The 25,530-nt window shown below is 43.7% G+C and carries 44 protein-coding genes and 1 pseudogene; 39 read left to right on the forward strand and 6 right to left on the reverse strand.

Going from position 1 to position 25,530, the window contains the following annotated elements:
* From Xvie_RS02035 to Xvie_RS02195, 34 genes and pseudogenes are all read left to right on the forward strand, one after another.
* Positions 1-166, forward strand: a 166-nt coding sequence (locus tag Xvie_RS02035; RefSeq protein ID WP_479688387.1) for an EF-Tu C-terminal domain-related protein, incomplete at its 5' end; no start/stop codon positions are given.
* Positions 167-330: 164 nt separating this feature from the next.
* Positions 331-603, forward strand: a pseudogene (locus Xvie_RS22440) (IS110 family transposase); the annotation flags it as partial.
* 512 nt (positions 604-1,115) lie between these two features.
* Positions 1,116-1,310, forward strand: coding sequence for a bacterioferritin-associated ferredoxin (gene bfd / locus Xvie_RS02040; protein ID WP_086107742.1), 195 nt, complete (start codon positions 1,116-1,118; stop codon positions 1,308-1,310).
* Between the two features lie 75 nt (positions 1,311-1,385).
* Entirely contained in the window at positions 1,386-1,862 is a 477-nt protein-coding gene (gene bfr / locus Xvie_RS02045) for a bacterioferritin (protein WP_086107743.1), read from the forward strand.
* A gap of 318 nt (positions 1,863-2,180) precedes the next feature.
* Positions 2,181-2,492 (forward strand): 30S ribosomal protein S10, encoded by a 312-nt coding sequence (rpsJ, locus tag Xvie_RS02050; protein WP_001181005.1) that lies wholly within the window; start codon positions 2,181-2,183, stop codon positions 2,490-2,492.
* Between the two features lie 32 nt (positions 2,493-2,524).
* Positions 2,525-3,157, forward strand: coding sequence for a 50S ribosomal protein L3 (gene rplC / locus Xvie_RS02055; protein WP_086107744.1), 633 nt, complete (start codon positions 2,525-2,527; stop codon positions 3,155-3,157).
* 16 nt (positions 3,158-3,173) lie between these two features.
* On the forward strand, positions 3,174-3,779 hold the full coding sequence (gene rplD / locus Xvie_RS02060; protein WP_086107745.1) for a 50S ribosomal protein L4: 606 nt from the start codon (positions 3,174-3,176) through the stop codon (positions 3,777-3,779).
* Positions 3,776-4,078: a 50S ribosomal protein L23 gene (gene rplW, locus Xvie_RS02065; RefSeq protein ID WP_086107746.1), complete on the forward strand. Its 303-nt coding sequence runs from the start codon at positions 3,776-3,778 to the stop codon at positions 4,076-4,078. The genes rplD and rplW overlap by 4 nt, the downstream gene beginning before the upstream one ends.
* Positions 4,079-4,097: 19 nt before the next feature.
* On the forward strand, positions 4,098-4,922 hold the full coding sequence (gene rplB, locus Xvie_RS02070) for a 50S ribosomal protein L2 (protein WP_010847479.1): 825 nt from the start codon (positions 4,098-4,100) through the stop codon (positions 4,920-4,922).
* A gap of 14 nt (positions 4,923-4,936) precedes the next feature.
* Entirely contained in the window at positions 4,937-5,215 is a 279-nt protein-coding gene (gene rpsS, locus Xvie_RS02075; protein ID WP_011148791.1) for a 30S ribosomal protein S19, read from the forward strand.
* Between the two features lie 14 nt (positions 5,216-5,229).
* Positions 5,230-5,562 (forward strand): 50S ribosomal protein L22, encoded by a 333-nt coding sequence (gene rplV / locus Xvie_RS02080; protein WP_010847481.1) that lies wholly within the window; start codon positions 5,230-5,232, stop codon positions 5,560-5,562.
* A gap of 17 nt (positions 5,563-5,579) precedes the next feature.
* Positions 5,580-6,281: a 30S ribosomal protein S3 gene (gene rpsC, locus Xvie_RS02085; RefSeq protein WP_086107747.1), complete on the forward strand. Its 702-nt coding sequence runs from the start codon at positions 5,580-5,582 to the stop codon at positions 6,279-6,281.
* Between the two features lie 12 nt (positions 6,282-6,293).
* Positions 6,294-6,704 (forward strand): 50S ribosomal protein L16, encoded by a 411-nt coding sequence (rplP, locus tag Xvie_RS02090; RefSeq protein ID WP_012990491.1) that lies wholly within the window; start codon positions 6,294-6,296, stop codon positions 6,702-6,704.
* Positions 6,704-6,895, forward strand: a complete 192-nt coding sequence (rpmC, locus tag Xvie_RS02095; protein ID WP_010847484.1) for a 50S ribosomal protein L29 — start codon at positions 6,704-6,706, stop codon at positions 6,893-6,895. Before rplP ends, rpmC begins: the two co-directional genes overlap by 1 nt.
* The gene (gene rpsQ / locus Xvie_RS02100) at positions 6,895-7,149 is read left to right on the forward strand and encodes a 30S ribosomal protein S17 (protein ID WP_086107748.1); all 255 of its coding nucleotides are present in this window, start codon (positions 6,895-6,897) and stop codon (positions 7,147-7,149) included. Before rpmC ends, rpsQ begins: the two co-directional genes overlap by 1 nt.
* Before the next feature lie 174 nt (positions 7,150-7,323).
* On the forward strand, positions 7,324-7,695 hold the full coding sequence (gene rplN / locus Xvie_RS02105; RefSeq protein ID WP_004246955.1) for a 50S ribosomal protein L14: 372 nt from the start codon (positions 7,324-7,326) through the stop codon (positions 7,693-7,695).
* Positions 7,696-7,705: 10 nt separating this feature from the next.
* Positions 7,706-8,020 (forward strand): 50S ribosomal protein L24, encoded by a 315-nt coding sequence (gene rplX, locus Xvie_RS02110; RefSeq protein ID WP_086107749.1) that lies wholly within the window; start codon positions 7,706-7,708, stop codon positions 8,018-8,020.
* Between the two features lie 13 nt (positions 8,021-8,033).
* Positions 8,034-8,573 carry a 50S ribosomal protein L5 gene (gene rplE, locus Xvie_RS02115; RefSeq protein WP_086107750.1) on the forward strand — a complete coding sequence of 180 codons (540 nt, stop codon included), beginning with the start codon at positions 8,034-8,036 and terminating at the stop codon, positions 8,571-8,573.
* A 12-nt stretch (positions 8,574-8,585) separates the two neighbouring features.
* A complete protein-coding gene (gene rpsN, locus Xvie_RS02120; RefSeq protein ID WP_086107751.1) occupies positions 8,586-8,891 on the forward strand; it encodes a 30S ribosomal protein S14 in 306 nt (101 codons plus the stop codon).
* Between the two features lie 33 nt (positions 8,892-8,924).
* On the forward strand, positions 8,925-9,317 hold the full coding sequence (gene rpsH / locus Xvie_RS02125; RefSeq protein WP_086107752.1) for a 30S ribosomal protein S8: 393 nt from the start codon (positions 8,925-8,927) through the stop codon (positions 9,315-9,317).
* Between the two features lie 14 nt (positions 9,318-9,331).
* Positions 9,332-9,865 carry a 50S ribosomal protein L6 gene (gene rplF, locus Xvie_RS02130; RefSeq protein WP_086107753.1) on the forward strand — a complete coding sequence of 178 codons (534 nt, stop codon included), beginning with the start codon at positions 9,332-9,334 and terminating at the stop codon, positions 9,863-9,865.
* Positions 9,866-9,874: 9 nt separating this feature from the next.
* Positions 9,875-10,228, forward strand: a complete 354-nt coding sequence (gene rplR, locus Xvie_RS02135) for a 50S ribosomal protein L18 (protein WP_038240476.1) — start codon at positions 9,875-9,877, stop codon at positions 10,226-10,228.
* Between the two features lie 14 nt (positions 10,229-10,242).
* A complete protein-coding gene (gene rpsE / locus Xvie_RS02140) occupies positions 10,243-10,743 on the forward strand; it encodes a 30S ribosomal protein S5 (RefSeq protein ID WP_086107754.1) in 501 nt (166 codons plus the stop codon).
* A gap of 5 nt (positions 10,744-10,748) precedes the next feature.
* On the forward strand, positions 10,749-10,928 hold the full coding sequence (gene rpmD, locus Xvie_RS02145) for a 50S ribosomal protein L30 (RefSeq protein WP_086108061.1): 180 nt from the start codon (positions 10,749-10,751) through the stop codon (positions 10,926-10,928).
* A 3-nt stretch (positions 10,929-10,931) separates the two neighbouring features.
* Positions 10,932-11,366, forward strand: a complete 435-nt coding sequence (rplO, locus tag Xvie_RS02150) for a 50S ribosomal protein L15 (protein WP_069317325.1) — start codon at positions 10,932-10,934, stop codon at positions 11,364-11,366.
* A gap of 7 nt (positions 11,367-11,373) precedes the next feature.
* Positions 11,374-12,705: a preprotein translocase subunit SecY gene (gene secY / locus Xvie_RS02155; protein ID WP_086107755.1), complete on the forward strand. Its 1,332-nt coding sequence runs from the start codon at positions 11,374-11,376 to the stop codon at positions 12,703-12,705.
* A 32-nt stretch (positions 12,706-12,737) separates the two neighbouring features.
* Positions 12,738-12,854, forward strand: a complete 117-nt coding sequence (gene rpmJ / locus Xvie_RS02160; RefSeq protein WP_012768118.1) for a 50S ribosomal protein L36 — start codon at positions 12,738-12,740, stop codon at positions 12,852-12,854.
* A 148-nt stretch (positions 12,855-13,002) separates the two neighbouring features.
* Positions 13,003-13,359 (forward strand): 30S ribosomal protein S13, encoded by a 357-nt coding sequence (gene rpsM, locus Xvie_RS02165; protein ID WP_038240472.1) that lies wholly within the window; start codon positions 13,003-13,005, stop codon positions 13,357-13,359.
* Positions 13,360-13,374: 15 nt separating this feature from the next.
* The gene (gene rpsK, locus Xvie_RS02170; protein WP_002919257.1) at positions 13,375-13,764 is read left to right on the forward strand and encodes a 30S ribosomal protein S11; all 390 of its coding nucleotides are present in this window, start codon (positions 13,375-13,377) and stop codon (positions 13,762-13,764) included.
* A 36-nt stretch (positions 13,765-13,800) separates the two neighbouring features.
* The gene (gene rpsD, locus Xvie_RS02175) at positions 13,801-14,421 is read left to right on the forward strand and encodes a 30S ribosomal protein S4 (RefSeq protein ID WP_086107756.1); all 621 of its coding nucleotides are present in this window, start codon (positions 13,801-13,803) and stop codon (positions 14,419-14,421) included.
* 25 nt (positions 14,422-14,446) lie between these two features.
* Positions 14,447-15,436: a DNA-directed RNA polymerase subunit alpha gene (locus Xvie_RS02180; RefSeq protein WP_038269634.1), complete on the forward strand. Its 990-nt coding sequence runs from the start codon at positions 14,447-14,449 to the stop codon at positions 15,434-15,436.
* A gap of 40 nt (positions 15,437-15,476) precedes the next feature.
* Positions 15,477-15,869, forward strand: a complete 393-nt coding sequence (gene rplQ / locus Xvie_RS02185) for a 50S ribosomal protein L17 (protein ID WP_045968068.1) — start codon at positions 15,477-15,479, stop codon at positions 15,867-15,869.
* Between the two features lie 178 nt (positions 15,870-16,047).
* A complete protein-coding gene (zntR, locus tag Xvie_RS02190) occupies positions 16,048-16,461 on the forward strand; it encodes a Zn(2+)-responsive transcriptional regulator (RefSeq protein WP_086107757.1) in 414 nt (137 codons plus the stop codon).
* 92 nt (positions 16,462-16,553) lie between these two features.
* Positions 16,554-16,754: an alternative ribosome-rescue factor A gene (locus tag Xvie_RS02195; RefSeq protein WP_086107758.1), complete on the forward strand. Its 201-nt coding sequence runs from the start codon at positions 16,554-16,556 to the stop codon at positions 16,752-16,754.
* A gap of 46 nt (positions 16,755-16,800) precedes the next feature.
* On the opposite strand, the gene trkA is transcribed toward Xvie_RS02195, so the two are convergent.
* From trkA to def, 4 genes are all read right to left on the reverse strand, one after another.
* Positions 16,801-18,177: a Trk system potassium transporter TrkA gene (gene trkA, locus Xvie_RS02200; RefSeq protein WP_086107759.1), complete on the reverse strand. Its 1,377-nt coding sequence runs from the start codon at positions 18,175-18,177 to the stop codon at positions 16,801-16,803.
* A 93-nt stretch (positions 18,178-18,270) separates the two neighbouring features.
* Positions 18,271-19,560, reverse strand: coding sequence for a 16S rRNA (cytosine(967)-C(5))-methyltransferase RsmB (gene rsmB / locus Xvie_RS02205; protein ID WP_086108062.1), 1,290 nt, complete (start codon positions 19,558-19,560; stop codon positions 18,271-18,273).
* A gap of 83 nt (positions 19,561-19,643) precedes the next feature.
* Entirely contained in the window at positions 19,644-20,591 is a 948-nt protein-coding gene (gene fmt, locus Xvie_RS02210; protein WP_086107760.1) for a methionyl-tRNA formyltransferase, read from the reverse strand.
* Between the two features lie 24 nt (positions 20,592-20,615).
* Positions 20,616-21,128, reverse strand: a complete 513-nt coding sequence (def, locus tag Xvie_RS02215) for a peptide deformylase (RefSeq protein ID WP_086107761.1) — start codon at positions 21,126-21,128, stop codon at positions 20,616-20,618.
* Between the two features lie 133 nt (positions 21,129-21,261).
* Between def and dprA the strand changes: the two genes are divergently transcribed.
* From dprA to Xvie_RS02240, 5 genes are read left to right on the forward strand one after another with little or no spacing between them, the layout of a single operon-like run.
* A complete protein-coding gene (dprA, locus tag Xvie_RS02220; RefSeq protein ID WP_086107762.1) occupies positions 21,262-22,350 on the forward strand; it encodes a DNA-protecting protein DprA in 1,089 nt (362 codons plus the stop codon).
* Between the two features lie 60 nt (positions 22,351-22,410).
* Entirely contained in the window at positions 22,411-22,965 is a 555-nt protein-coding gene (locus tag Xvie_RS02225; RefSeq protein ID WP_086107763.1) for a DNA topoisomerase family protein, read from the forward strand.
* A gap of 1 nt (position 22,966) precedes the next feature.
* Positions 22,967-23,536, forward strand: a complete 570-nt coding sequence (gene tsaC, locus Xvie_RS02230) for an L-threonylcarbamoyladenylate synthase type 1 TsaC (protein WP_086108063.1) — start codon at positions 22,967-22,969, stop codon at positions 23,534-23,536.
* A gap of 6 nt (positions 23,537-23,542) precedes the next feature.
* The gene (aroE, locus tag Xvie_RS02235; protein ID WP_086107764.1) at positions 23,543-24,367 is read left to right on the forward strand and encodes a shikimate dehydrogenase; all 825 of its coding nucleotides are present in this window, start codon (positions 23,543-23,545) and stop codon (positions 24,365-24,367) included.
* The gene (locus Xvie_RS02240) at positions 24,364-24,633 is read left to right on the forward strand and encodes a DUF1488 family protein (protein ID WP_086107765.1); all 270 of its coding nucleotides are present in this window, start codon (positions 24,364-24,366) and stop codon (positions 24,631-24,633) included. The genes aroE and Xvie_RS02240 overlap by 4 nt, the downstream gene beginning before the upstream one ends.
* Here Xvie_RS02240 and Xvie_RS02245 read toward each other — a convergent pair.
* Both Xvie_RS02245 and Xvie_RS21970 read right to left on the reverse strand, forming a co-directional pair.
* Positions 24,600-25,154: a gamma carbonic anhydrase family protein gene (locus Xvie_RS02245; protein ID WP_086107766.1), complete on the reverse strand. Its 555-nt coding sequence runs from the start codon at positions 25,152-25,154 to the stop codon at positions 24,600-24,602. The genes Xvie_RS02240 and Xvie_RS02245 overlap by 34 nt on opposite strands.
* Before the next feature lie 89 nt (positions 25,155-25,243).
* Positions 25,244-25,530 (reverse strand): hypothetical protein (locus Xvie_RS21970; protein WP_208612502.1); only part of this gene is annotated, 287 nt, incomplete at its 5' end.

Genomic DNA, 25,530 nt, shown 5'->3' on the forward strand with positions numbered 1-25,530 from the left:
TACTATCGAACTGCCAGAAGGCGTAGAGATGGTCATGCCAGGTGACAACATCAACATGAAAGTTACCCTGATTGCTCCAATCGCAATGGACGACGGTCTGCGTTTCGCAATCCGTGAAGGTGGCCGTACTGTAGGCGCTGGTGTTGTTGCTAAAGTTATTGCTTAATCTTTAATTATCAAAAGATTATGCGGAAAGAGGAGCCTTGGCTCCTCTTTTCTATTTTGAGTCACTATAATTGGTGGCTAATGAGCAACTGTCTTTCACTTAAAAACCGTATGGCATTGACTCGAACCAAATTCTTTTAGTTTTTGCCGATTACATTATCTTCTATTGTCGTCATGGAGGCTTGTGCTGGCGCACATTTCATAGCCCGCAAAATAGTTGCTTTAGGTATGAATCTAAACTAATTTCCCCAGTTCGTCTGTCCTTTCGTTAAAAGTAATAAAAATGGCTTCATTGATGTTGAAGTTATCGGTGAAGCAGCATCCCAACCCTCCATGCATTTTTCCAGACTCAGAACTGGGAGCCAGCAGGAGATGCGAGCATTACACTGTATTATCCAGGAATGGTTAGTCAGGGATAAGATTAAATTAACAAGAAAGCATTCTTGTGTTGTGTATTGCGGATTGGCAAACAAATTGGCTCGAATAGCTTGGCCCATAACAACACAACAAACTGTGTTTGAAAGGTAATAATGAAACCGTTTTCAACAGCAGTTCAATCTCTTATTTAATAAATTACCCATCTGGTTTTGTGAAGACTGATTATTGATGACATAAATGGCCTATCAATCTGATGGAAAGCCGTTCATAAAAAACGGCTCGCTGAAGGTGGGTGGCTTTTAAGGTTTATCAGGTGCGGGAACTCATTGTGGCGTAGGCACCTTTGCCCATATTGACGGCGGATACCAATAATAGGGCAAAATCAGTGCCTCAAAAATGAGGGGGACTATAGATTTTGTTACTCAACAAAATAAAAACAATAATTGAAATGAGATTCATTTCTATTTACTATTCTGAGGTGTCGCTTGTTTTGTGAGCGTGAACAATTTTAGGTGTAGATGTATCCAACCTAAATAGCCATCAAGAGCGTAAATAGTTAGAAGAGTGTTTTCATGTATGTCTGTCTCTGTAATGCAGTAAGTGATAAAACCATACGTAAGGCTGTTCATCAGCAACATGTCCGTTCTATCAGAGAGTTGAGGAACTTTGTTCCTGTAGGAAGTGACTGCGGAAAATGCATACGTCAAGCACGTGAAATACTGAATGAGGAGATAGCTCTACTACCTCCAATAAATAATGTTGCTTAAAATAAACACAATTTTCTTGCAATTACTCTGCTAAATTAGTACTACACTTAGTAACTGGAAGCGGAGGAACTTGCTATGAAAGGTGATAAAAAAATAATTACACATTTGAATAAACTTCTTGGTAATGAACTTGTAGCCATCAACCAATATTTTTTGCATGCCCGAATGTTTAAAAATTGGGGATTGATGCGTTTAAATGAAGCCGAGTATCGTGAGTCCATTGATGAGATGAAGCACGCAGATAAGTTTATCGAGCGTATTCTTTTTCTGGAAGGAGTGCCGAATCTACAAGATTTAGGCAAACTTAATATCGGAGAAGATGTAGAAGAAATGCTGCAATCTGATCTGGAATTGGAATTACGTGGTGCCAAGGATCTCAGAGAAGCGATCGCATATGCCGATTCAGTTTATGATTATGTCAGCCGAGATTTGATGATAGAGGTACTTGCTGATGAAGAAAATCATATAGATTGGCTGGAAACCCAACTTGAACTGATAACTAGAATTGGAATACAAAATTACATTCAATCTCAACTTAGTGAAGAAGAATAGTTATAATTTAGCCGCCCTATAATTTGATGTATATAGGGCGCTTTTCTTCTGTTTTTCCCCCTGATTTTCCTTCTTGCATGTACTTTTTTGAATAGATTTCATCCTTAATCTTGCTTTGTGAGTAAATTCACGTATAATGCGCGAGCTTACCTACTCAGAGTAGGGCTGGTTTATTATCAGCAATGAGCGGTAAATGGCCGCCATTTAAAATATTCCCGATATGGGGATTATACATAGAACGATTACACTCCCCCATCAATCGAAATGGGTGTGAGGAGTAATTATTTACGTTTATAAAATAGTTGGAGCTCTGGTCTCATGCAGAACCAAAGAATCCGTATACGCCTGAAAGCATTTGATCATCGTTTGATCGATCAATCAACTGCGGAAATCGTAGAGACCGCGAAGCGCACTGGTGCGCAAGTTCGTGGTCCGATCCCGCTGCCGACTCGTAAAGAGCGTTTTACCGTTCTGATTTCTCCGCACGTTAACAAAGACGCGCGTGATCAGTACGAAATTCGCACTCACAAACGTCTGGTTGACATCGTTGAGCCAACCGAGAAAACCGTTGATGCTCTGATGCGTCTGGATCTGGCTGCCGGTGTAGACGTGCAGATCAGCCTGGGTTAATCAGGTCATTGAACGATTGAGAGGTTGAAACAATGATTGGTTTAGTCGGTAAAAAAGTGGGTATGACTCGTATCTTCACGGAAGATGGCGTTTCAATTCCTGTAACTGTTATCGAAATCGAAAATAACCGTGTAACTCAAGTTAAAAACGACGAGACTGACGGTTATCGTGCAATTCAGGTAACGACTGGTAGCAAAAAAGCTAACCGCGTTAATAAATCTGAAGCAGGTCATTTCGCTAAAGCTGGCGTTGAAGCCGGCCGCATCCTGCGTGAATTCCGTCTGTCAAAAGACGATGCAGAGTTCACTGTAGGTCAAAGTATTAGCGTTGAAATTTTCGCTGACGTTAAAAAAGTCGACGTTACTGGTACATCTAAAGGTAAAGGTTTCGCGGGTACTGTTAAACGCTGGAACTTCCGTACTCAAGATGCTACCCATGGTAACTCCTTGTCTCACCGTGTTCCGGGTTCTATTGGTCAGAACCAGACTCCGGGCAAGGTATTCAAAGGCAAGAAAATGGCAGGCCAACTGGGTAATGAGCGTGTAACCGTTCAGAGCCTAGATGTAGTACGTGTTGACGCTGAGCGTAACCTGCTGCTGGTCAAAGGTGCTGTTCCAGGTGCAACGAACAGTAACCTGATCGTAAAACCGGCTGTCAAGGCGTAACGTCGAGGAGATAGGAATGGAATTGGTAATGAAAGACGCGCAAAGCGCGCTGACTGTTTCCGAAACTACCTTCGGGCGTGATTTCAATGAAGCGCTTGTGCATCAAGTAGTTGTTGCGTATGCAGCTGGTGCTCGTCAAGGTACTCGTGCTCAGAAAACTCGTGCTGAAGTTTCTGGTTCAGGTAAAAAACCATGGCGTCAGAAAGGCACTGGCCGTGCACGTTCTGGTTCTATTAAGAGCCCAATTTGGCGCTCTGGTGGTGTAACTTTCGCAGCGAAACCACAGGACCACAGTCAAAAAGTTAATAAAAAGATGTACCGTGGTGCTCTGAAAAGCATCCTGTCTGAACTGGTACGTCAAGATCGTCTGATCGTTGTCGAGCAGTTCTCTGTCGAAGCACCTAAAACTAAGTTGCTGGTACAGAAACTGAAAGAAATGGCTCTGGAAGACGTGCTGATCGTCACTGGCGAAGTTGATGAGAATCTGTTCTTAGCAGCTCGTAACCTGTACAAGGTTGACGTTCGTGATGCAGCTGGTATCGATCCTGTAAGCCTGATCGCCTTCGACAAAGTGGTTATGACTGCTGAAGCTGTGAAGCAAGTTGAGGAGATGCTGGCATGATCCGTGAAGAACGTCTGCTGAAAGTACTGCGCGCGCCGCACGTATCTGAAAAAGCTTCTACAGCGATGGAAAAAAATAATACCATCGTTCTCAAAGTTGCGAAAGACGCGACTAAAGCAGAGATCAAAGCTGCCGTACAGAAACTGTTTGAAGTTGAAGTTGAAGGTGTAAACACTTTGCTGGTTAAAGGTAAAGTTAAACGCCACGGTCAGCGTGTTGGTCGTCGTAGCGACTGGAAAAAAGCTTACGTCACCTTGAAAGAAGGCCAGAATCTGGACTTCGTTGGCGGCGCTGAGTAAGTCGGAGGAGTAAAGAACAATGGCAGTTGTTAAATGTAAACCTACGTCTCCGGGCCGTCGCCACGTTGTTAAAGTGGTTAACCCTGAGCTGCATAAGGGTAAACCTTATGCTCCGTTGTTGGAAAAAAACAACAAAACTGGTGGTCGTAACAACAATGGTCGTATTACCACTCGTCACATTGGTGGTGGCCATAAACAGCATTATCGTCTGATTGACTTCAAACGTAACAAAGACGGTATTCCTGCTGTTGTTGAGCGTCTGGAATATGATCCAAACCGTTCAGCAAACATCGCACTGGTTCTGTACAAAGACGGTGAACGTCGTTACATCCTTGCCCCTAAAGGCTTAAAAGCAGGCGATCAAATTCAGTCTGGTGCTGATTCAGCAATCAAGGCTGGTAACGCCCTGCCAATGCGTAATATCCCGGTTGGTTCTACTGTCCACAACATAGAAATGAAACCAGGTAAAGGCGGCCAGCTGGCTCGTTCAGCAGGTGCTTATGCACAGATCGTTGCTCGTGATGGTTCTTATGTAACCCTGCGTCTGCGCTCTGGAGAAATGCGTAAAGTACTGTCTGACTGCCGTGCTACTTTAGGTGAAGTTGGCAACGCTGAACATATGCTGCGCGTTCTGGGTAAAGCTGGTGCAAGCCGCTGGCGTGGTATTCGTCCTACCGTTCGCGGTACGGCGATGAACCCAGTAGACCATCCACATGGTGGTGGTGAAGGTCGTAACTTTGGTAAACACCCTGTAACTCCATGGGGCATCCAGACCAAAGGTAAGAAGACCCGTAGCAACAAACGTACTGATCAATACATCGTACGTCGCCGTTCTAAAAAATAATTAGAGGATAAGCCATGCCACGTTCTCTCAAGAAAGGTCCATTTATTGACCTGCACTTGCTGAAGAAGGTAGAGAAAGCGGTGGAAAGCGGAGACAAAAAGCCTATTAAGACTTGGTCCCGTCGTTCAACGATCTTTCCTAACATGATCGGTTTGACCATCGCTGTCCATAATGGTCGTCAGCATGTTCCAGTTTTTGTTTCCGACGAAATGGTTGGTCACAAACTGGGTGAATTCGCGCCGACCCGTACTTATCGCGGCCATGCGGCCGATAAAAAGGCTAAAAAGCGCTAAGGTAGGAGGAAGAGATGGAAACTATCGCTAAACATCGCCACGCTCGTTCTTCTGCTCAGAAGGTCCGCCTTGTGGCTGACCTGATCCGCGGTAAGAAAGTGTCGCAAGCTCTGGAAACTCTGACCTATACCAACAAGAAAGCTGCTGGTTTAGTGAAGAAAGTACTTGAGTCTGCTATTGCTAACGCAGAACACAACGATGGCGCTGACATCGATGATCTGAAAGTCACGAAAATTTTCGTAGACGAAGGCCCGACTATGAAGCGTATTATGCCTCGTGCCAAAGGCCGCGCAGATCGTATTCTGAAGCGCACCAGCCACATTACTGTGGTTGTGTCCGATCGCTGAGACTCTGGAGACTAGCAATGGGTCAGAAAGTACATCCTAATGGTATTCGTCTGGGGATTGTCAAACCTTGGAACTCTACCTGGTATGCGAATACCAAAGAATTCGCTGACAACCTGGACAGCGACTTTAAAGTTCGCCAGTACTTGAGTAAAGAACTGGCTAAAGCATCTATTTCACGTATCGTTATCGAACGTCCTGCGAAAAGCATCCGTGTGACCATTCACACTGCTCGTCCAGGCATTGTAATCGGTAAAAAAGGTGAAGACGTTGAAAAACTGCGTAAGACTGTAGCAAATATCGCTGGCGTTCCTGCGCAGATTAATATTGCCGAAGTGCGTAAACCTGAACTGGACGCAAAATTGGTTGCTGACAGTATCAGCTCACAGCTGGAACGTCGTGTTATGTTCCGCCGTGCTATGAAACGTGCTGTACAGAACGCTATGCGTCTGGGCGCTAAAGGTATCAAAGTGGAAGTTAGCGGCCGTCTGGGCGGTGCTGAAATCGCACGTACTGAGTGGTATCGTGAAGGTCGTGTACCTCTGCATACTCTGCGTGCGGACATCGACTACAATACTTCTGAAGCGCACACCACTTATGGTGTAATCGGCGTTAAGGTATGGATCTTCAAAGGTGAGATTCTGGGTGGTATGGCTGCAGTTGAACAGGCGGAAAAACCGGCTGCGCAACCTAAAAAGCAGCAGCGTAAAGGCCGCAAGTAAGGAGAGTCGCTGATGTTACAACCAAAGCGTACGAAATTCCGTAAAGTGCACAAAGGCCGCAACCGTGGTCTGGCTGCAGGTGCGGATGTTAGCTTCGGCACTTTCGGTCTGAAAGCTGTGGGCCGTGGTCGTCTGACTGCTCGTCAGATCGAAGCGGCACGTCGTGCTATGACCCGTGCAATTAAGCGTCAAGGTAAAATCTGGATCCGTGTTTTCCCAGACAAACCTATCACCGAAAAGCCACTCGAAGTGCGTATGGGTAAAGGTAAAGGTAACGTAGAATATTGGGTTGCCTTGATCCAGCCCGGTAAAGTCCTGTATGAAATGGACGGTGTGCCTGAAGAGCTGGCTCGTGAAGCATTCAAGCTGGCAGCAGCGAAACTGCCTATCAAAACCACCTTTGTAACTAAGACGGTGATGTAATGAAAGCACAAGAGCTGCGCGAAAAAAGCGTTGAAGAGCTGAACACTGAGCTGCTGAACCTGTTGCGTGAACAATTTAATTTACGTATGCAGGCGGCAAGTGGCCAGCTGCAACAGTCTCATCTGTTGAAACAAGTGCGTCGTAATATTGCACGCGTTAAGACTTTACTGACTGAGAAGGCGGGTGCGTAATGACCGATAAAATCCGTACTCTGCAAGGTCGTGTTATTAGCGACAAAATGGAAAAATCCATTGTTGTTGCTATCGAGCGTAAGGTGAAACACCCACTGTATGGTAAGTTCATCAAACGTACGACTAAACTGCACGTACATGACGAGAACAATGAATGTGGAATTGGTGATGTCGTGGAAATCCGCGAAACCCGCCCACTTTCTAAGACTAAATCTTGGACTTTAGTTCGCGTTATAGAGAAAGCGGTTCTATAATAGATCGTTATCTCGTACGAAATAAACGGCTCAAAAAATAACGAGCCGTTTATTTTTCTGTCCATCACGAAGATGCGGTGTTATAATGCCGCGCCCTCGTAGTATGGGATATTGAAACGGCCTCTTTAAAAATAAAGTGGCTCAGTAGTAGTTGACATTTAGCGGAGCACTAAAATGATCCAAGAACAGACTATGCTGAACGTGGCCGACAACTCCGGTGCACGTCGCGTAATGTGTATCAAGGTTCTAGGTGGCTCGCACCGTCGCTACGCAGACGTCGGTGACATCATTAAAATCACTATCAAGGAAGCAATTCCTCGCGGTAAAGTGAAAAAAGGTGATGTCCTGAAAGCGGTAGTGGTGCGCACCAAGAAGGGTGTTCGTCGCCCGGACGGTTCTGTCATTCGCTTCGATAGCAACGCTTGTGTATTGTTGAACAACAATAGTGAGCAGGTTATCGGTACGCGTATTTTTGGGCCGGTAACTCGTGAACTTCGTAATGAAAAGTTCATGAAAATTATCTCTCTGGCACCTGAAGTACTCTAAGGAGCAGGAAATGGCAGCGAAAATCCGTCGTGATGACGAAATTATCGTGCTAACCGGTAAAGACAAAGGTAAGCGCGGTAAAGTAAAACAAGTTCTTTCTTCTGGTAAAGTCATTGTTGAAGGTATCAACCTGGTTAAAAAACATCAGAAGCCTGTTCAGGCACTGAATCAACCAGGTGGCATCGTTGAAAAAGAAGCAGCTATTAATGTTTCTAACGTTGCTATCTTTAATACAGCAACCGGCAAGGCTGACCGTGTAGGTTTTAGATTCGAAGACGGCAAAAAAGTTCGTTTCTTCAAATCTAACAACGAAACTATCAAGTAATTTGGAGTATACGATGGCGAAACTGCATGATTACTACAAAGACGAGGTAGTCCAGAAACTGATGACTCAGTTTGGTTACCATTCTGTCATGCAAGTCCCTCGGGTCGAGAAGATCACCCTGAACATGGGTGTTGGTGAAGCGATCGCTGACAAAAAACTGCTGGATAACGCAGCAGCTAACTTGACGGCAATCTCTGGTCAGAAACCATTGATCACCAAAGCACGCAAATCAGTTGCAGGCTTCAAAATCCGTCAGGGCTATCCAATCGGCTGTAAAGTAACCCTGCGTGGAAAACGCATGTGGGAGTTCTTTGAGCGCCTGATTTCTATTGCTGTACCACGTATTCGTGACTTCCGCGGTTTATCCGCTAAATCATTCGATGGTCGTGGTAACTACAGCATGGGTGTTCGTGAGCAAATCATCTTCCCTGAAATCGATTACGATAAAGTGGATCGTGTACGTGGTTTGGATATTACTATCACCACTACTGCGAAATCTGATGATGAAGGCCGCGCACTGTTGGCTGCGTTTAACTTCCCGTTCCGCAAGTAAGGCAGGGTACTCATGGCTAAGCAATCAATGAAAGCACGTGATGTAAAACGTGCGAAATTAGCTGAGAAATTCTTCGCAAAACGCGTTGAACTGAAAGCGATCATCTCTGATGTAAACGCATCTGATGAAGACCGTTGGAATGCTGTTCTCAGGCTGCAAACACTGCCACGTGATTCCAGCCCTTGCCGTCAGCGTAATCGCTGCCGTCAAACTGGGCGTCCGCATGCGTTTTTGCGGAAGTTTGGGTTGAGCCGTATTAAAGTCCGTGAAGCCGCTATGCGCGGTGAAATTCCGGGCCTTAAAAAGGCTAGCTGGTAATTGTCACCAATTGAATCACGGGAGTAAAGACAGATGAGCATGCAAGATCCGATCGCGGATATGCTGACCCGTATCCGTAACGGTCAAGCCGCGAATAAAGTTGCGGTCACCATGCCTTCCTCCAAGCTGAAAGTGGCAATTGCCAAAGTGCTGAAGGAAGAAGGTTATATTGAAGATTTTAAAATCGAAGGCGACACCAAGCCAGAATTGGAAATTACTTTGAAATATTTCCAAGGTAAGGCTGTTGTAGAAAGCATTCAGCGTGTAAGCCGCCCAAGTCTGCGCATCTATAAGAGAAAAGATGAGCTGCCACAAGTTATGGCTGGTTTGGGTATCGCTGTTGTTTCTACCTCTAAAGGTGTAATGACTGATCGTGCAGCTCGCCAGGCTGGTCTGGGTGGCGAGATTCTCTGCTACGTAGCTTAATTCGGGAGGAAAGAATGTCTCGTGTTGCAAAAGCACCCGTCGTCATTCCTGCCGGCGTAGAGGTTAAACTCAACGGTCAGGTTATTTCGATTAAGGGTAAAAACGGCGAACTAAGTCGTACAATCCACAACGCAGTTGAAGTTAAACATGCGGATAACCAATTGACTTTCGTTCCACGCGAAGGTTTTGCTGATGCTTGGGCACAGGCAGGTACAACTCGTTCTCTGCTGAATGCAATGGTTATTGGTGTTAACGAAGGTTTCACTAAGAAACTTCAACTGGTGGGTGTTGGTTACCGTGCAGCAGTTAAAGGCAATGCAGTTAGCTTGTCTTTAGGCTTCTCGCATCCGGTTGAGCATCAACTGCCAGCAGGCATAACTGCGGAATGCCCATCACAAACTGAAATCGTACTGAAAGGTGCTGATAAGCAGGTGATTGGTCAGGTTGCGGCAGATCTGCGTGCCTATCGTCGTCCTGAGCCATATAAAGGCAAGGGTGTTCGTTACGCCGATGAAGTCGTGCGTACCAAAGAGGCTAAGAAGAAGTAAGGTAACACTATGGATAAGAAAGCAGCTCGTATCCGTCGTGCGACCCGCGCACGCCGCAAGCTCCAGGAACTGGGTGCAACTCGCCTGGTGGTACACCGTACCCCTCGCCATATTTATGCGCAGGTTATCGCACCAAATGGTTCTGAAACTCTGGTGGCAGCTTCTACAACAGAAAAAGCTATCAGTGAACAACTAAAATTTACTGGAAACAAAGAAGCCGCAGCACTAGTTGGTAAGATTGTTGCTGAACGTGCTCTGGAAAAAGGCATCAAAGATGTATCCTTTGACCGTTCTGGTTTCCAATATCATGGTAGAGTCCAGGCACTGGCAGATGCTGCCCGTGAAGCTGGCCTTCAGTTCTAAGGTAGAGGTGTAAGATGGCTCACATCGAAAAACAAGCTGGCGAACTGCAGGAAAAGCTGATCGCGGTAAACCGCGTATCTAAAACCGTTAAAGGTGGCCGTATTTTCAGCTTTACAGCATTGACTGTAGTTGGTGATGGTAACGGTCGCGTTGGTTTTGGTTACGGCAAAGCACGCGAAGTTCCGGCAGCGATCCAGAAAGCGATGGAAAAAGCACGTCGCAATATGAAAAACGTCGCACTGAATAGCGGCACTTTGTACCATCCAGTGAAAGGCTCACACACCGGTTCTCGTGTGTTCATGCAGCCTGCTCACGAAGGTACAGGTATCATCGCCGGTGGTGCGATGCGCGCTGTTCTAGAAGTGGCTGGAGTTCGTAACGTACTGGCTAAAACCTACGGTTCCACTAACCCGATCAACGTGGTTCGTGCAACTCTGGATGCTTTAGACAGCATGAAGTCTCCAGAAATGGTCGCAGCTAAGCGTGGCAAATCCGTCGAAGAAATTCAGGGGTAATGACCATGGCTAAGACTATTAAAATCACTCAGGTTCGCAGTTCAATTGGTCGTTTGCCTAAACATAAGGCAACTTTGACTGGTTTAGGTCTGCGTCGTATTGGGCATACTGTTGAGCGTGAAGATACACCAGCTGTTCGCGGTATGGTCAACTTGGTTTCCTATATGCTTAAAGTTGAGGAGTAACAGATGCGCTTGAATACTCTGTCTCCGGCTGAAGGTGCCAAACACGCACCTAAACGTGTAGGTCGTGGTATCGGTTCTGGTCTGGGTAAAACCGGCGGTCGTGGTCATAAAGGTCAGAAGTCTCGTTCTGGCGGTGGCGTTCGCCGTGGTTTTGAAGGTGGCCAGATGCCTTTATATCGTCGTCTGCCAAAATTTGGCTTTACTTCACGTAAGGCAATGATCACTGCAGAAATTCGTCTGTCTGATTTTGCTCGAGTTGAAGGCGATGTTATCGATCTGAATGCACTGAAAGCTGCTAACATTATTGGCCCTCAAATTGAATTCGCTAAAGTAATGCTTTCTGGCGAAGTCAATCGCGCAGTAACTGTGCGTGGCTTGCGTGTTACTAAAGGCGCCCGTGCTGCAATTGAAGCTGCTGGCGGCAAAATTGAGGAATAAGTAACAGATGGCTAAACAACCAGGATTAGATTTTCAAAGTGCCAAAGGCGGATTAGGCGAGTTAAAACGCAGACTTTTGTTTGTCATTGGAGCTCTAATTGTTTTCCGTATTGGCTCTTTTATTCCAATCCCTGGTATTGATGCCGCTGTGCTTGCCAAATTGCTCGAGCAGCAAAGAGGCACCATCATTGAAATGTTTAATATGTTCTCTGGTGGTGCTTTAAGCCGTGCTTCTATCTTTGCACTGGGTATAATGCCGTATATTTCTGCATCTATTATTATCCAGTTGCTAACTGTGGTTAATCCTCGTTTAGCAGAGATCAAGAAGGAAGGGGAAGCTGGTCGTCGTAAGATCAGTCAGTACACCCGCTATGGCACACTAGTGCTGGCAATATTCCAGTCAATCGGTATTGCTACTGGGTTGCCGAATATGCCTGGAATGCAAGGGCTAGTGATTAACCCTGGTTTTGCATTCTATTTCACGGCTGTTGTAAGTCTGGTCACGGGAACCATGTTCCTGATGTGGCTGGGTGAGCAGATTACTGAACGAGGTATCGGCAACGGTATTTCAATCATAATCTTTGCTGGTATCGTTGCAGGCTTACCGCCTGCAATTGGTCACACCATCGAGCAAGCTCGGCAAGGCGATCTGCACTTCCTCCTGTTGCTGTTGGTTGCAGTCTTAGTGTTTGCCGTGACTTTCTTCGTTGTTTTCATTGAGCGTGGTCAACGTCGTATTGTTGTTAACTATGCGAAACGTCAGCAAGGTCGTAAAGTTTTCGCGGCACAAAGCACACATTTACCGTTGAAAGTGAATATGGCTGGGGTTATCCCCGCAATTTTTGCTTCCAGTATTATTTTGTTCCCTGGTACCATAGCTTCTTGGTTCGGTGGTGGAACAGGCTGGAATTGGTTGACAACTATTTCTATGTATTTGCAACCAGGTCAACCGCTTTATGTGTTATTGTACGCATCTGCAATCATCTTCTTCTGTTTCTTCTATACGGCTTTAGTTTTTAATCCAAGAGAAACAGCAGATAACCTGAAGAAGTCCGGTGCATTCGTACCAGGAATTCGTCCGGGAGAGCAAACGGCTAAGTACATTGATAAAGTAATGACTCGCTTAACCTTAGTTGGTGCGTTATATATTACTTTTATCTGCTTAATCCCGGAGTTCATGCGTGATGCAATGAAAGTTCCATTCTATTTTGGTGGTACTTCCCTACTGATTGTAGTCGTCGTCATCATGGACTTTATGGCTCAAGTGCAAACTCTGATGATGTCGAGTCAATATGAGTCTGCATTGAAGAAGGCAAACCTGAAAGGATATAACCGCTAATCGGTTTGCTTGAGAAGTTACGGAGAGTAAAAATGAAAGTTCGTGCTTCCGTCAAGAAATTATGCCGCAACTGCAAAATCGTTAAACGTAACGGTATCGTTCGTGTGATTTGTAGTGCAGAGCCTAAGCACAAACAGCGCCAAGGCTAATTAATCGCATATTTTTCTTGCAAAGTTGGGTTGAGCTGGCTAAATTAGCCAGCCAATCTTTTTTATCTGACAGCAACATTGTTTGAGTATCCTGAAAACGGGCTTTTCGGAATAGTGTTGCAGTGAATAAATATTGTAGGAGTGCATAGTGGCCCGTATAGCAGGCATTAACATTCCTGATCAAAAACATACTGTGATCGCATTAACTTCGATCTACGGTATCGGTAAAACCCGCTCGCAAGCAATTTGTGCAGCAGCGGGCATTGCTGAAAATGTTAAGATCAGTGAGCTGTCTGAAGAGCAAATTGACAAGCTGCGTGACGAAGTTGCCAAATACGTTGTAGAAGGTGATCTGCGTCGTGAAGTAACCCTGAGTATCAAACGTCTGATGGACCTTGGTTGCTATCGTGGTTTGCGTCACCGTCGTGGTCTGCCAGTTCGCGGTCAGCGTACTAAGACCAATGCACGTACCCGTAAGGGTCCGCGTAAGCCGATCAAGAAATAATCGGGGTATTGAATAATGGCAAAAGCACCTATTCGTGCACGTAAGCGTGTAAGAAAACAAGTCTCTGACGGTGTGGCTCATATCCATGCTTCTTTCAACAACACCATCGTTACTATTACTGATCGTCAGGGTAACGCATTGGGTTGGGCAACTGCCGGTGGTTCCGGTTTCCGTGGTTCTCGTAAATCTACTCCGTTTGCAGCTCAGGTTGCAGCAGAGCGCTGCGCTGAAGCAGTAAAAGAGTACGGAATTAAGAACCTGGAAGTTATGGTTAAAGGACCTGGTCCTGGTCGTGAGTCAACTATCCGCGCATTAAACGCGGCTGGTTTCCGCATCACTAATATTACTGATGTGACTCCGATCCCTCATAACGGTTGTCGTCCACCGAAAAAGCGTCGGGTTTAATACGCCTTCGTTTTTTAGGATTGTTGGAGAAAGAAAATGGCAAGATATTTGGGTCCTAAGCTCAAGCTGAGCCGTCGCGAGGGTACAGACCTTTTCCTGAAGTCTGGCGTTCGCGCGATTGACACCAAGTGTAAGTTAGAACAGGCACCAGGCCAGCACGGCGCACGTAAACCGCGTCTGTCTGACTATGGTGTACAGTTACGTGAAAAACAAAAAGTTCGTCGTATTTACGGTGTTCTGGAGCGTCAGTTCCGTAACTACTATAAAGAAGCGACTCGTCTGAAAGGCAACACAGGTGAAAACCTGCTGAACTTGCTGGAAAGTCGCTTGGATAACGTCGTTTATCGTATGGGCTTCGGCGCGACTCGTGCTGAATCACGTCAGATGGTAAGCCACAAGGCTATCATGGTAAATGGTCGCGTTGTTAACATCGCTTCTTATCAGGTATCCCCGAATGACGTAGTCAGCGTTCGTGAAAAAGCGAAGAAGCAGGCTCGCATTAAAGCAGCCTTAGAGCTGGCTGAGCAGCGTGAGAAACCAACTTGGTTGGAAGTTGATGCTGCGAAGATGGAAGGTGTGCTCAAGCGTATTCCTGAGCGTACTGATCTATCCGCTGACATTAACGAACACCTGATCGTCGAGCTTTACTCTAAGTAAAGCTTAGCACCAAAGAGAGGACACAATGCAGGGTTCTGTGACAGAGTTTCTAAAACCGCGCCTGGTAGATATCGAGCAAGTCAGTTCGACGCACGCCAAGGTGACCCTTGAGCCATTAGAGCGCGGCTTTGGCCATACTCTTGGCAACGCACTGCGCCGTATTCTGCTTTCGTCTATGCCGGGTTGTGCGGTGACTGAGGTTGAGATTGATGGTGTACTGCATGAGTACAGCACCAAAGAAGGTGTACAGGAAGATATCCTGGAGATTCTCCTCAATCTGAAAGGGCTGGCGGTGAAAGTTCAGGGTAAAGATGAAGTTATCCTTACTTTGAATAAATCTGGCATTGGCCCTGTGACTGCAGCCGACATCATCCATGATGGTGATGTCGAAATCGTCAAGCCGCAGCACGTAATCTGCCATCTGACTGACGAAAGCGCTTCCATTAGCATGCGTATTAAAGTTCAGCGCGGTCGTGGATATGTGCCGGCTTCTGCCCGAATTCATTCGGAAGAAGATGAGCGCCCTATCGGTCGTTTGTTAGTAGATGCTTGCTATAGCCCAGTAGAGCGTATCGCCTACAATGTTGAAGCAGCTCGTGTAGAACAGCGTACTGACTTGGATAAGCTGGTTATCGAGATGGAAACTAACGGCACAATCGATCCTGAAGAGGCGATTCGCCGTGCAGCTACCATTCTGGCTGAACAACTAGAAGCTTTCGTTGATTTACGTGATGTACGTCAACCAGAAGTTAAAGAAGAGAAGCCAGAATTTGATCCGATACTGCTGCGCCCTGTTGACGATCTGGAATTGACTGTCCGCTCTGCTAACTGCCTTAAAGCAGAAGCTATCCACTACATCGGTGATCTGGTACAGCGTACTGAAGTTGAGTTACTTAAGACTCCTAACTTGGGTAAAAAATCTCTTACAGAGATTAAAGACGTACTGGCTTCACGTGGACTTTCTCTGGGCATGCGTCTGGAAAACTGGCCACCAGCAAGTATTGCTGATGAATAACTAGATCACAGGTTAAGGTTTTACTGAGAAGGATAAGGTCATGCGCCATCGTAAGAGTGGTCGTCAATTGAACCGCAACAGCAGCCATCGCCAAGCTATGTTCCGTAACATGGCAGGTTCTTTGGTTCGTCATGAAATCATCAAGACGACTCTGCCTAAAGCGAAAGAACTGCGTCGCGTCGTTGAGCCGCTGATTACTCTTGCCAAGACCGACAGCGTAGCTAATCGTCGTCTGGCATTCGCCCGTACTCGTGATAACGAGATCGTGGCAAAACTGTTTAATGAACTGGGCCCGCGTTTTGCGAGTCGCGCAGGTGGTTACACTCGTATTCTGAAGTGTGGCTTCCGTACTGGTGACAATGCACCGATGGCATACATCGAGCTTGTTGACCGCGCAGCAGAGTCTCAGACAGAAGCAGCATCTGCAGAGTAATCTGTGGAGGCGTAAAAAACCGGGTTAATACCCGGTTTTTTATTGCCTTTTAATTAATTCTCTTCTTCTTATCAGCATACAATACTTATTAATTGGCCTGCAAATTTTCCATACGGATGATCTTTTAACCTATCCTGTTAGTATTGTGTTTATTTATTACTTAATAGGAAAACTCCTTATGTATCGTATCGGCCAGTTGGCTAAATTAGCAAGCGTAACACCTGATACTATCCGCTTTTATGAAAAACAAGGACTGATGCTCCATGGAGAAAGAACGGGAGGCGGTTATAGACTTTATACCGAACAGGATTTACAGCGATTGCGTTTTATCCGCTATGCAAAGCAATTAGGTTTTACACTGGACGCAATTGTTGAACTACTATCTATTCGGGTTGATCCTGAGAGTCATACATGTCAAGAGTCAAAACATATTGTTGATTCTAGATTGCGGGAAGTTGAAGATAAGCTATTAGAAATGCAAAAGATGCGTAATTCTTTGAAAATGTTGAGTGATGCCTGTTGTGGTAGTACACATATCAGTACATATTGCTCTATATTGGAAATTTTGGAAGAAGGGGCAACAAATAGATAATTTTTCTTTATTATTCTGAGTGCTAAGAGTAAAATCGCACTGTTTTTAATCAAAAAAACTGTTTTATTCATTAATTATAGTCAGAGGCCATTATGACAACATATCACCATAAAAAAGGCGTTATTAAAGATAATGCTATAGAAGCTTTATTACACGATCCTTTATTTAGACAAAGAGTAGAAAAAAACAAAAAAGGCAAAGGAAGTTATAATCGTAAAGAAAAACATAGTACAAAGAGCGGTTGGGAGGCCAATAATAATAATTTTTTCAAGTTGTTATTATTGGCTTTCTGACTCCTTAATCGGACAATATTAATCTATAGCGTTCTAATTGATGTTTTTACAGGAAGAAAGGGCTAGGTTGGAAAAGTTTTTCTACTTCAGGAACAAATTTTTTGTCAGTAATAAACATAATTACATGATCGCCTTGTTGAATCATATTGTAATCATTAACAATGATGACTTCTTCACTACGGACAATGGCGCCTATTGTTGTTCCTGGTGGTAATTTGATATCTCCTATCTTACGCCCAACAACTTTTGAAGTATGCTCATCGCCATGAGCTATGGCTTCAATAGCTTCAGCAACTCCCCTTCTTAATGAGAACACATTGACAATATCTGCTTTACGGACATGACCAAGTAGCGCTGATATTGTTGCTTGTTGAGGAGAAATTGCAATATCAATGACTCCACCTTGTACTAAATCAACATATGCACTGCGTTGAATAAGAACCATTGCTTTTTTGGCTCCCATTCGTTTTGCAAGCATGGCTGACATAATATTAGCTTCATCATCATTTGTTAGCGCTATAAAAACGTCAACCTGTTCTATATGTTCTTCAGCCAGAAGTTCTTGATCTGAAGCATCACCATAGAACACGATGGTATCGTGCAATAGCTCGGCTAATTCGGTTGCTCTTTTTGGGTTATGTTCAATTAATTTGACGCTGTAGTCTTTCTCAAGTCGCAAGGCTAAGCCTGCACCAACATTACCACCACCAACAATCATGATGCGTTTATACGGCTTTTCAAGACGTTGTAATTCACTCATTACTGCTCTGATATGCTGTGATGCAGCAACAAAGAAAACTTCATCTCCGGCTTCAATAATTGTTGAACCTTGAGGTCTAATGGGGCGATCTTGACGAAATATTGCAGCAACTTTGCTATTGATATGTGGCATATGCTCTCGAAGTGAGGATAAGGCATTACCGACTAATGAACCACCATAATAGGCCTTAACTGCTACAATGCTGACACGCCCCTCAGCAAAGTTAACAACTTGTAAGGCTCCCGGGTATTGAATCAACTTGTAGATGTAATCAATAACTAGTTGCTCAGGAGATATTAGATAATCAATAGGAATATCATCAGGATGGAATAATTTATCTGATTCTCGAATATATTCTGATGAACGTATTCTGGCGATTCTATTAGGTGTATTGAATAGAGAATAAGCAATTTGGCATGCAAGCATATTGGTTTCATCTGAATTTGTGATTGCTACCAACATATCAGCATCTTCAGCTCCAGCTTCTTTCAATACTTTTGGGTGAGAGCAATGACCATTTACAACTCGGAGATCGAGTTTATCCTGTAACTGACGTAAACGATCTGCATCGGTATCAATAACAGTAATATCATTGTTTTCATCAACCAAAATTTCGGCTAGTGTTCCACCAACCTGACCTGCACCCAGAATGATTATCTTCATAGCATTTTCTTCTTGATTGAAAGCCGTCGTCTATTCTTGATATTTTAGCAAAATCATAAAATCCTCTCGTTCCGGCTGAACGAGAGAGCATTATCATTGCTTAATGAGTCGGGCATAAAAGAAACCGTCGCCACCCGCAGTTTCTGGAATAATTTGTGTTCCAAAAGTATCCGAATTACCTATTTCTGATAATACAGCATTTGCATGACGGGCCAAAAATGCTTTTATTTGCTCACCATTTTCCTGAGGTAAAATTGAGCAGGTAGCATAAACCAGCGTGCCATTTTGTTTTAAGTATGGCCAGATAGCATCAAGTATTTCAGATTGTAACGTAACTAGTTGATCAATATCTTCATTTCTGCGTAGCCATTTTATGTCTGGGTGACGGCGAATCACGCCTGTAGCAGAACATGGAGCATCAAGAAGAATACGATCAAATTGTTCATCAGTAGCCCACTCGTGTGGAAGGCGACCATCACCTGTTTTGATCACTGCATGTAAATTAAGCCGTTGCAAATTTTCTTTCACTCGTTTAATGCGTTGTTCATCAATATCGATAGCGAGAACCTTAGATTTTGATGCTATTTCAAGTATATGAGTGGTTTTTCCACCAGGTGCAGCGCAAAGATCCAGTATAGACTCTCCATCGCATGGATTTAATAGTTCAGCACATCCTTGCGCGGAACGATCTTGAACCGTTACCCACCCTTGATTGAATCCAGGTAATGCATTGACAGGACAGGGATTCAGAAGACGAATAGCACTGGAATGGTTGATGTCCAAATCTGCTTTTATATTAGCTTCTTCTAATAATGCAAGATATTCGTTAGCCGTATGATGGATTTGGTTAACTCGCAACCACATAGGCGGTTTTTGGTTGTTGGCATCCACTATAGTTTGCCAATTTTTTGGATATGCTTTTTGAATTCGTTCTAGTAGCCACTTAGGATGTAGGTGCTGACTAATGTGATTATTTGCTTGTTCGATTAATACTTGTTGTTGTCGCTGAAACTGGCGAAGGACGCCATTAATTACCCCTTTCAGTTGTGGCCGTTTTAAGTTAGTTGCACCATTGACGGTTTCGGCAAGTGTAGCATGTGCAGGTATACGGGTATATATAAGCTGATACATACCCACCATGATTAAATAGTGGAAAATACGTTGTTTTCCTTTCAAAGGCTTTGCCATTAATTGGCTGATAAACCACTCAAGTTGAGGTAATACCCTCATCACACCAAAGCAGATCTCTTGTAGTAACGCTTTATCTTTATCGGAAACTTTTTGGTGGAGTTCGGGGATAACTGTGCTAAGGGATTGCCCTTGCTCAAGCACTTGAGTAATTGCTTTTGCAGCGATGCTTCTCAGGTTATATGTATTTTTCATGATATGGTCAAAAAAGCTGACTTTCGTCAGCATGATAAATAAAAAGAAGCCAAGATGCTAAAAGCATTCAGGCAAAGTTAGTATCAGTTGATTTTGCTGCCAGATGTAAACCACTTACGTTTGGAGTTTAAGAGATCGGCAGCTGGCATTGCTTTTTTGCCAGGTGGTTGCAACTGAGTAATATTTAATACTCCATTTGCAGTTGCAATTTGAATGCCTTTTTTATCTGCACTGATAACTGTTCCAGGAGCTTGGGTTGTTTGCTCTATGATGGCTTCTGTTTGCCAGATTTTAATTGGTTGATCATCAATTAAGAAGAAGCTCATAGGCCAAGGATTGAAAGCACGAACACAACGCTCAATTTGGATTGCAGGCAAATTCCAATCTATTTTTGCTTCATCTTTACTTAGTTTTTCAGCATAGGTCGCAAGAGCATCATCTTGGATTTCTGGCTGGCATTTTCCCGATTTAATTAAACTTAAAGTGTTGAGTAAGGCTTCAGGGCCAATACCTGAGAGCTTTTCGTATAAGCTGGCGCTAGTGTCTTCATTTGTAATTGGGCAAATAGCTTTCAGCAGCATATTACCAGTATCGAGCCCTGCATCCATTTGCATGATCGTTACGCCAGTTTCCTGATCGCCAGCCCAAATTGAGCGCTGAATAGGTGCTGCTCCACGCCAGCGAGGTAGCAAGGAACCGTGAACATTCAGGCATCCCAGACGAGGGATATCTAAAACAGCTTGAGGAAGAATTAATCCATATGCAACGACGATCATAATATCAGGTTGCTGGGCCATGACCCATTGCTGGCTTTCTTCTGTACGTAAGGTTTTTGGCTGGAAAACAGGAATATCATGTTCTTCAGCCAATACCTTTACAGGACTTGGTGTTAGTTTTTTACCTCTTCCTGCCGGTTTGTCTGGTCGAGTGAGAACTCCAACAATTTGGTGTTGAGAGTTTAATAAAGCAGCCAAATGGCGAGCCGCGAAATCAGGGGTTCCGGCAAAAATAATACGTAAAGAATCAGACACTGTTATTTCCTGCAATAATAAAAATTATTTGTTTTTGGCTCTCAGTCGGTCAATTTTTTCGACTTTCTGACGGATGCGTTGACGTTTCAATGGAGACAGATAATCAACAAAGAGCTTACCGATCAAATGGTCCATTTCATGTTGAATACAGATTGCCAGTAATCCGTCGGCTCCCAATTCAAATGGCTGACCGTGATAATCTAAAGCCTTAATTTTTACTTGTTCAAAACGGGGCACAAATCCACGCTGCTCAGGAACAGATAAGCAACCTTCTTCTATTCCTGTTTCGCCAGTTTCATCAACTAATTCAGGATTAATAAGAACAAGACGCTGATCACGATTCTCAGAAACATCGATGACAATAATTCTCTGATGTATATCGACTTGCGTTGCTGCTAAGCCAATACCTTCCTCTGCATACATTGTTTCAAACATATCATCAATGATTCGCTGGATTTCTGCATTGACTTTTTCTACTGGTTTGGCAACTGTGCGAAGTCGCTCGTCTGGGTAATGTAATACTTGTAAAACTGGCATAGGTATTTAGAACTGAATCCAAAAAGTGAGTGATAATGAGTGCCTATTCTAGACATTTCCCATTTAGATTGACAGTATTGAACATAAATTAATCATGAGAGTGCTTCTCTCAACTTCAAGTCAGGATGACGATATGGAAGCAGTGGAAATATGGTTAAGAATGAAAATGGTTTCTCATCTTTCGGCAGAGAAAGCCATGTTTATTATGGAGCGCCTGTTACAAACGAAGAATTGTAGCATACCCTCCCTTAGAGCGTGTGGGCTGTCATCTGCACAATGTTTGCAATTTACGAAAGCTAATTCTTCCACGCTGATTTCGGTTCTCAATTGGTTAGAGCAACCAGATCATCATTTGCTGACTTTCTCTCATCCAGAATACCCACTTTTACTAAAGCAAATACACTCTCCACCTCTTGTGCTTTTTGTCGCAGGCGATATATCGGTCTTGTCTCAACGGCAAATTTCAATAGTTGGTAGTAGAACTGCTACTTTCTATGGCGAGAAATGGGGAAAGATATTCGCGAGTGACTTAGCCAAAAATAATCTGGTAGTGACTAGTGGACTGGCTATTGGTATTGATGGTATCTGCCATCAGGCAGCATTGGATGCGGGAGGGAAAACAATTGCAGTACTTGGTAGTGGGCTTGAGAATATCTATCCCAGCAGGCATAAGTATTTGGCTAGACATATTAAAGAACATGGTGCATTAGTTTCTGAGTTTTTTCCTGATGCTCCACCTAAAGCCAAGCATTTTCCAAGGCGAAACCGGATCATTAGCGGGTTAAGTTTGGCTCTTCTTATTGTAGAGGCCCATAAAAATAGTGGATCACTGATTACAGCTCGCTGTGCCCTTGAGCAAGGTCGAGACATCTTTGCGTTACCCGGGCCATTGGGGAGTCCCGCAAACGAAGGTAATCATTGGTTAATCAAACAAGGGGCTTATTTGGCAACGAATGTAATAGATATTATGGAACATATTAGTACTTCATTTCAATGGGTTAGCATCGAAGATAAAGGTCGAGTGAAGGAAAGTAAACAATTTGAACAAACAGAGTTGCCATTTGTGGATGTGCTGGTTAACGTAAGTAGTGAAGTTACATCTATTGATGTGATCGCTCAGCGTTCTTCCCTGCCTGTTACGGAAGTCATGACAAAATTATTGGAATTGGAACTTATGGGAAAAGTTGCTGTTGCTGCTGGTGGATACGTCAGAACTAATTAAACTATTTAATTTGTGTTTTTTCCAATAGTAAGGCGGTTGTCGATATTCAGTGAGTAAGATATGTCTAAGAAAGTTCCTTTTGATATAAAAGAAGAAATAGAACATTGCCCTGAGTGTGGTGCTGAAATAGTGATCCGCAATGGGGTTCATGGTCCATTTTATGCGTGTTCCGGCTATCCGTCTTGCCATTATCTCCGTCCATTGAAAGCACAGGTAGATGGGCATATTGTTAAAGAGTTGGATGGACAGAACTGTCCGAAATGTAGCTTCACTCTAGTCTTACGTCAAGGGCGTTATGGCATGTTTATTGGTTGTAGTCGTTATCCTGAATGTGAACATACAGAATTAATTGATAAACCAGACAATACGTCAATTAATTGCCCTCAATGCCAGCAAGGGAAACTACTCCAGCGTAAATCTCGTTTTGGTAAAACATTTCATTCCTGTAGTCGCTATCCAGAGTGCCAGTTTACACTTAACAATAAGCCTATCTCAGGAGAATGTATGTTTTGCCACTATCCATTGTTAGTAGAAAAGCGTACTTCCCAAGGTGTAAAATTGTTTTGTGCTAGTAAGTTATGTCGCAAGCCGCAATTTAATGAAATTGAGAAATAAAATGAGTCACAAAATCTCACCGATATTTGATGCAGTTATCAATGCCTTAAAAGAAGAAAAAGTTATTGCCTATCCAACTGAAGCTGTTTTTGGTTTAGGGTGTGACCCTGATAGTGAAAATGCAGTGCAAGAGCTACTAGCGCTGAAAAATAGGCCTTGGGAAAAAGGGTTAATTCTTATTGCTGATAATTATGAGAGGCTATGCCCATATATCGATGATGGACAGCTAAATGATATACAGAAAGAAACTATATTCTCATTTTGGCCTGGCCCTGTTACATGGGTAATACCCGCAAGAGCAACCACACCAAAATGGTTGACTGGCAAGTTTTCAACATTGGCCGTCCGAGTTACAGATCATCCTTTGGTTAAGCAATTATGCTCTATGTATGAAAAACCACTTGTTTCGACCAGCGCAAATCTAAGTGGATTAGAGCCATGTCGTAGTGCGGAAGAAGTGCGACAGCAATTTGGAACTCGTTTCCCAGTTTTAGAGGGAGAAGTTGGAGGGTGTAAGAATCCATCAGAAATCAGGGATGCTTTAACTGGCAAATTATATCGGCAGGGCTAAATAATAATGGATAAATTCGCAGTTTTTGGTAATCCAATCGCACATAGTAAATCTCCTTATATTCATCGATTGTTTTCTGAACAGACAAGTGTCGAGCATCAGTATGGGAAAGTACTTGCTCCGATAGAAGGCTTTGAACAAATCTTAGATCATTTTTTTGAACAGGGTGGTTTAGGAGCAAATATTACTGTTCCTTTTAAAGAGAGAGCCTATACGTATTCAGATGAATTGACTGAACGGGCAAGTATTTGTGGTGCTGTTAACACATTAAAACGGATAGAGGGAGACCGACTATTAGGTGATAATACGGATGGGATGGGATTACTGGTGGATTTGCAGCGACTCAAATTCATTTCCCAAGGGCAAAAGATTTTGATCATAGGCTCTGGTGGAGCTGCGAAAGGTGTATTATCTCCTTTGTTATCACTGGGTTGTTCCGTCACTATTACTAATCGTACATTTGAACGTGCCCAAATAATCGCAAATACATTTTCTCTATTAGGTGATATACAGGCCGTTGAAATGAGAGCTCTTGGCCTTACTACTCCAGACTTTGATATTCTCATTAATGCAACTGCTTCTGGCCTTGATGGGCAAATTCCGTCTATATCACCATTGATTTTCCAAAATAATAGCATGTGTTACGACATGTATTACCAACGTGGATTAACCCCTTTCCTCAAGTTTGCCCATCAAAATGGTGTTTCACGTTTGGCTGATGGTTTAGGAATGTTGGTAGGACAAGCTGCGTATTCTTTTGAGTTATGGCACGGTGTATTTCCTGAAATAGAGCCTGTTTTAACTGCCTTAAGACAGGAATTACATGCATGAACCAATCAATTCAATTTCCTGATCGTGAAGAGTGGGATGAGATAGAAAATAAGGTAATATTCCCAGCAATGGTAAATGGTTTGTTGGCGGAGTGCATGATTAGTTCTGATGCAATAATAGAGCGTTATGGTAAAGATCATCATCCACTCGATCTGTTTCGCCAGTACCGCTGGGATTTAGAAGAAGAGTTCGAAACGGTCATTTTGAGTGGGGATGATGATCAATTTGGACGTTACTCTTTGCCTTCAGATTGTGCTGATAAATAGTTATCTTTCCAGCGAGCGTAATTATTAGCGGAATAAAGTAGTCCTTCTAGTTCTTCAGGTTTGAGTTTTCTAACTTGTTTGGCAGGGCTACCGACATAAAGATAACCGCTTTCTAATTTTTTTCCTGGAGGAACTAGGCTACCGGCCCCTATCACAACATTGTCTTCAACAGTTACTCCATCAAGCAAGATGGAACCCATACCAATTAAGACTCGATTTCCAATTTTACATCCATGTAACATTGCCTTATGCCCTACAGTGACATCTTCGCCAATTATCAGTGGAAAGCCATTAGGATTATCTGTGGATTTATGGGTCACATGTAAGACCGAACCGTCTTGAATATTTGTACGTGAGCCAATTGATACATAATTTACATCTCCCCTGATAACTACAAGGGGCCAGATGCTGGTGTCATCTGCCAATCTGACATCCCCAATTACAACAGAAGAAGGATCTAAAAGAACTTTTTGACCAACTTTAGGATAGAAGTTTAGGTATTGGCGCAAAACAGTGGGCATAATAACCTCAATAGTAAAAGCAGATAATAATTATATATAAATATTATTGGGGAAAAAAACGCCATGCAATGGAAATGTTTGCATTTATTTCAACCTATTTGAGTGTTTTTTATATTGATTGGGATGAAATATGTACAATTGAAAATAAAATTCAAAAAAACTATTGCCCCCGCCGTAAAACTCCCTATAATGCGCCACCACTGACCGACGCTGAGCTGAGACACGCCGCGGCGGGCGGCGAAGAAAAGCGAAAATAAGCGCTTGACTTCGGAGGCGAAAAGCGTAAGATACGCAGCCTCGCAACCGGGAAACGAATCATCGGTTGCAACGCTCTTTAACAATTGAATCAGACAATCTGTGTGGGCACTCGCAAGAC

The sequence above is a fragment of the Xenorhabdus vietnamensis genome, from assembly GCF_002127535.1.
GTDB lineage: Bacteria > Pseudomonadota > Gammaproteobacteria > Enterobacterales > Enterobacteriaceae > Xenorhabdus > Xenorhabdus vietnamensis.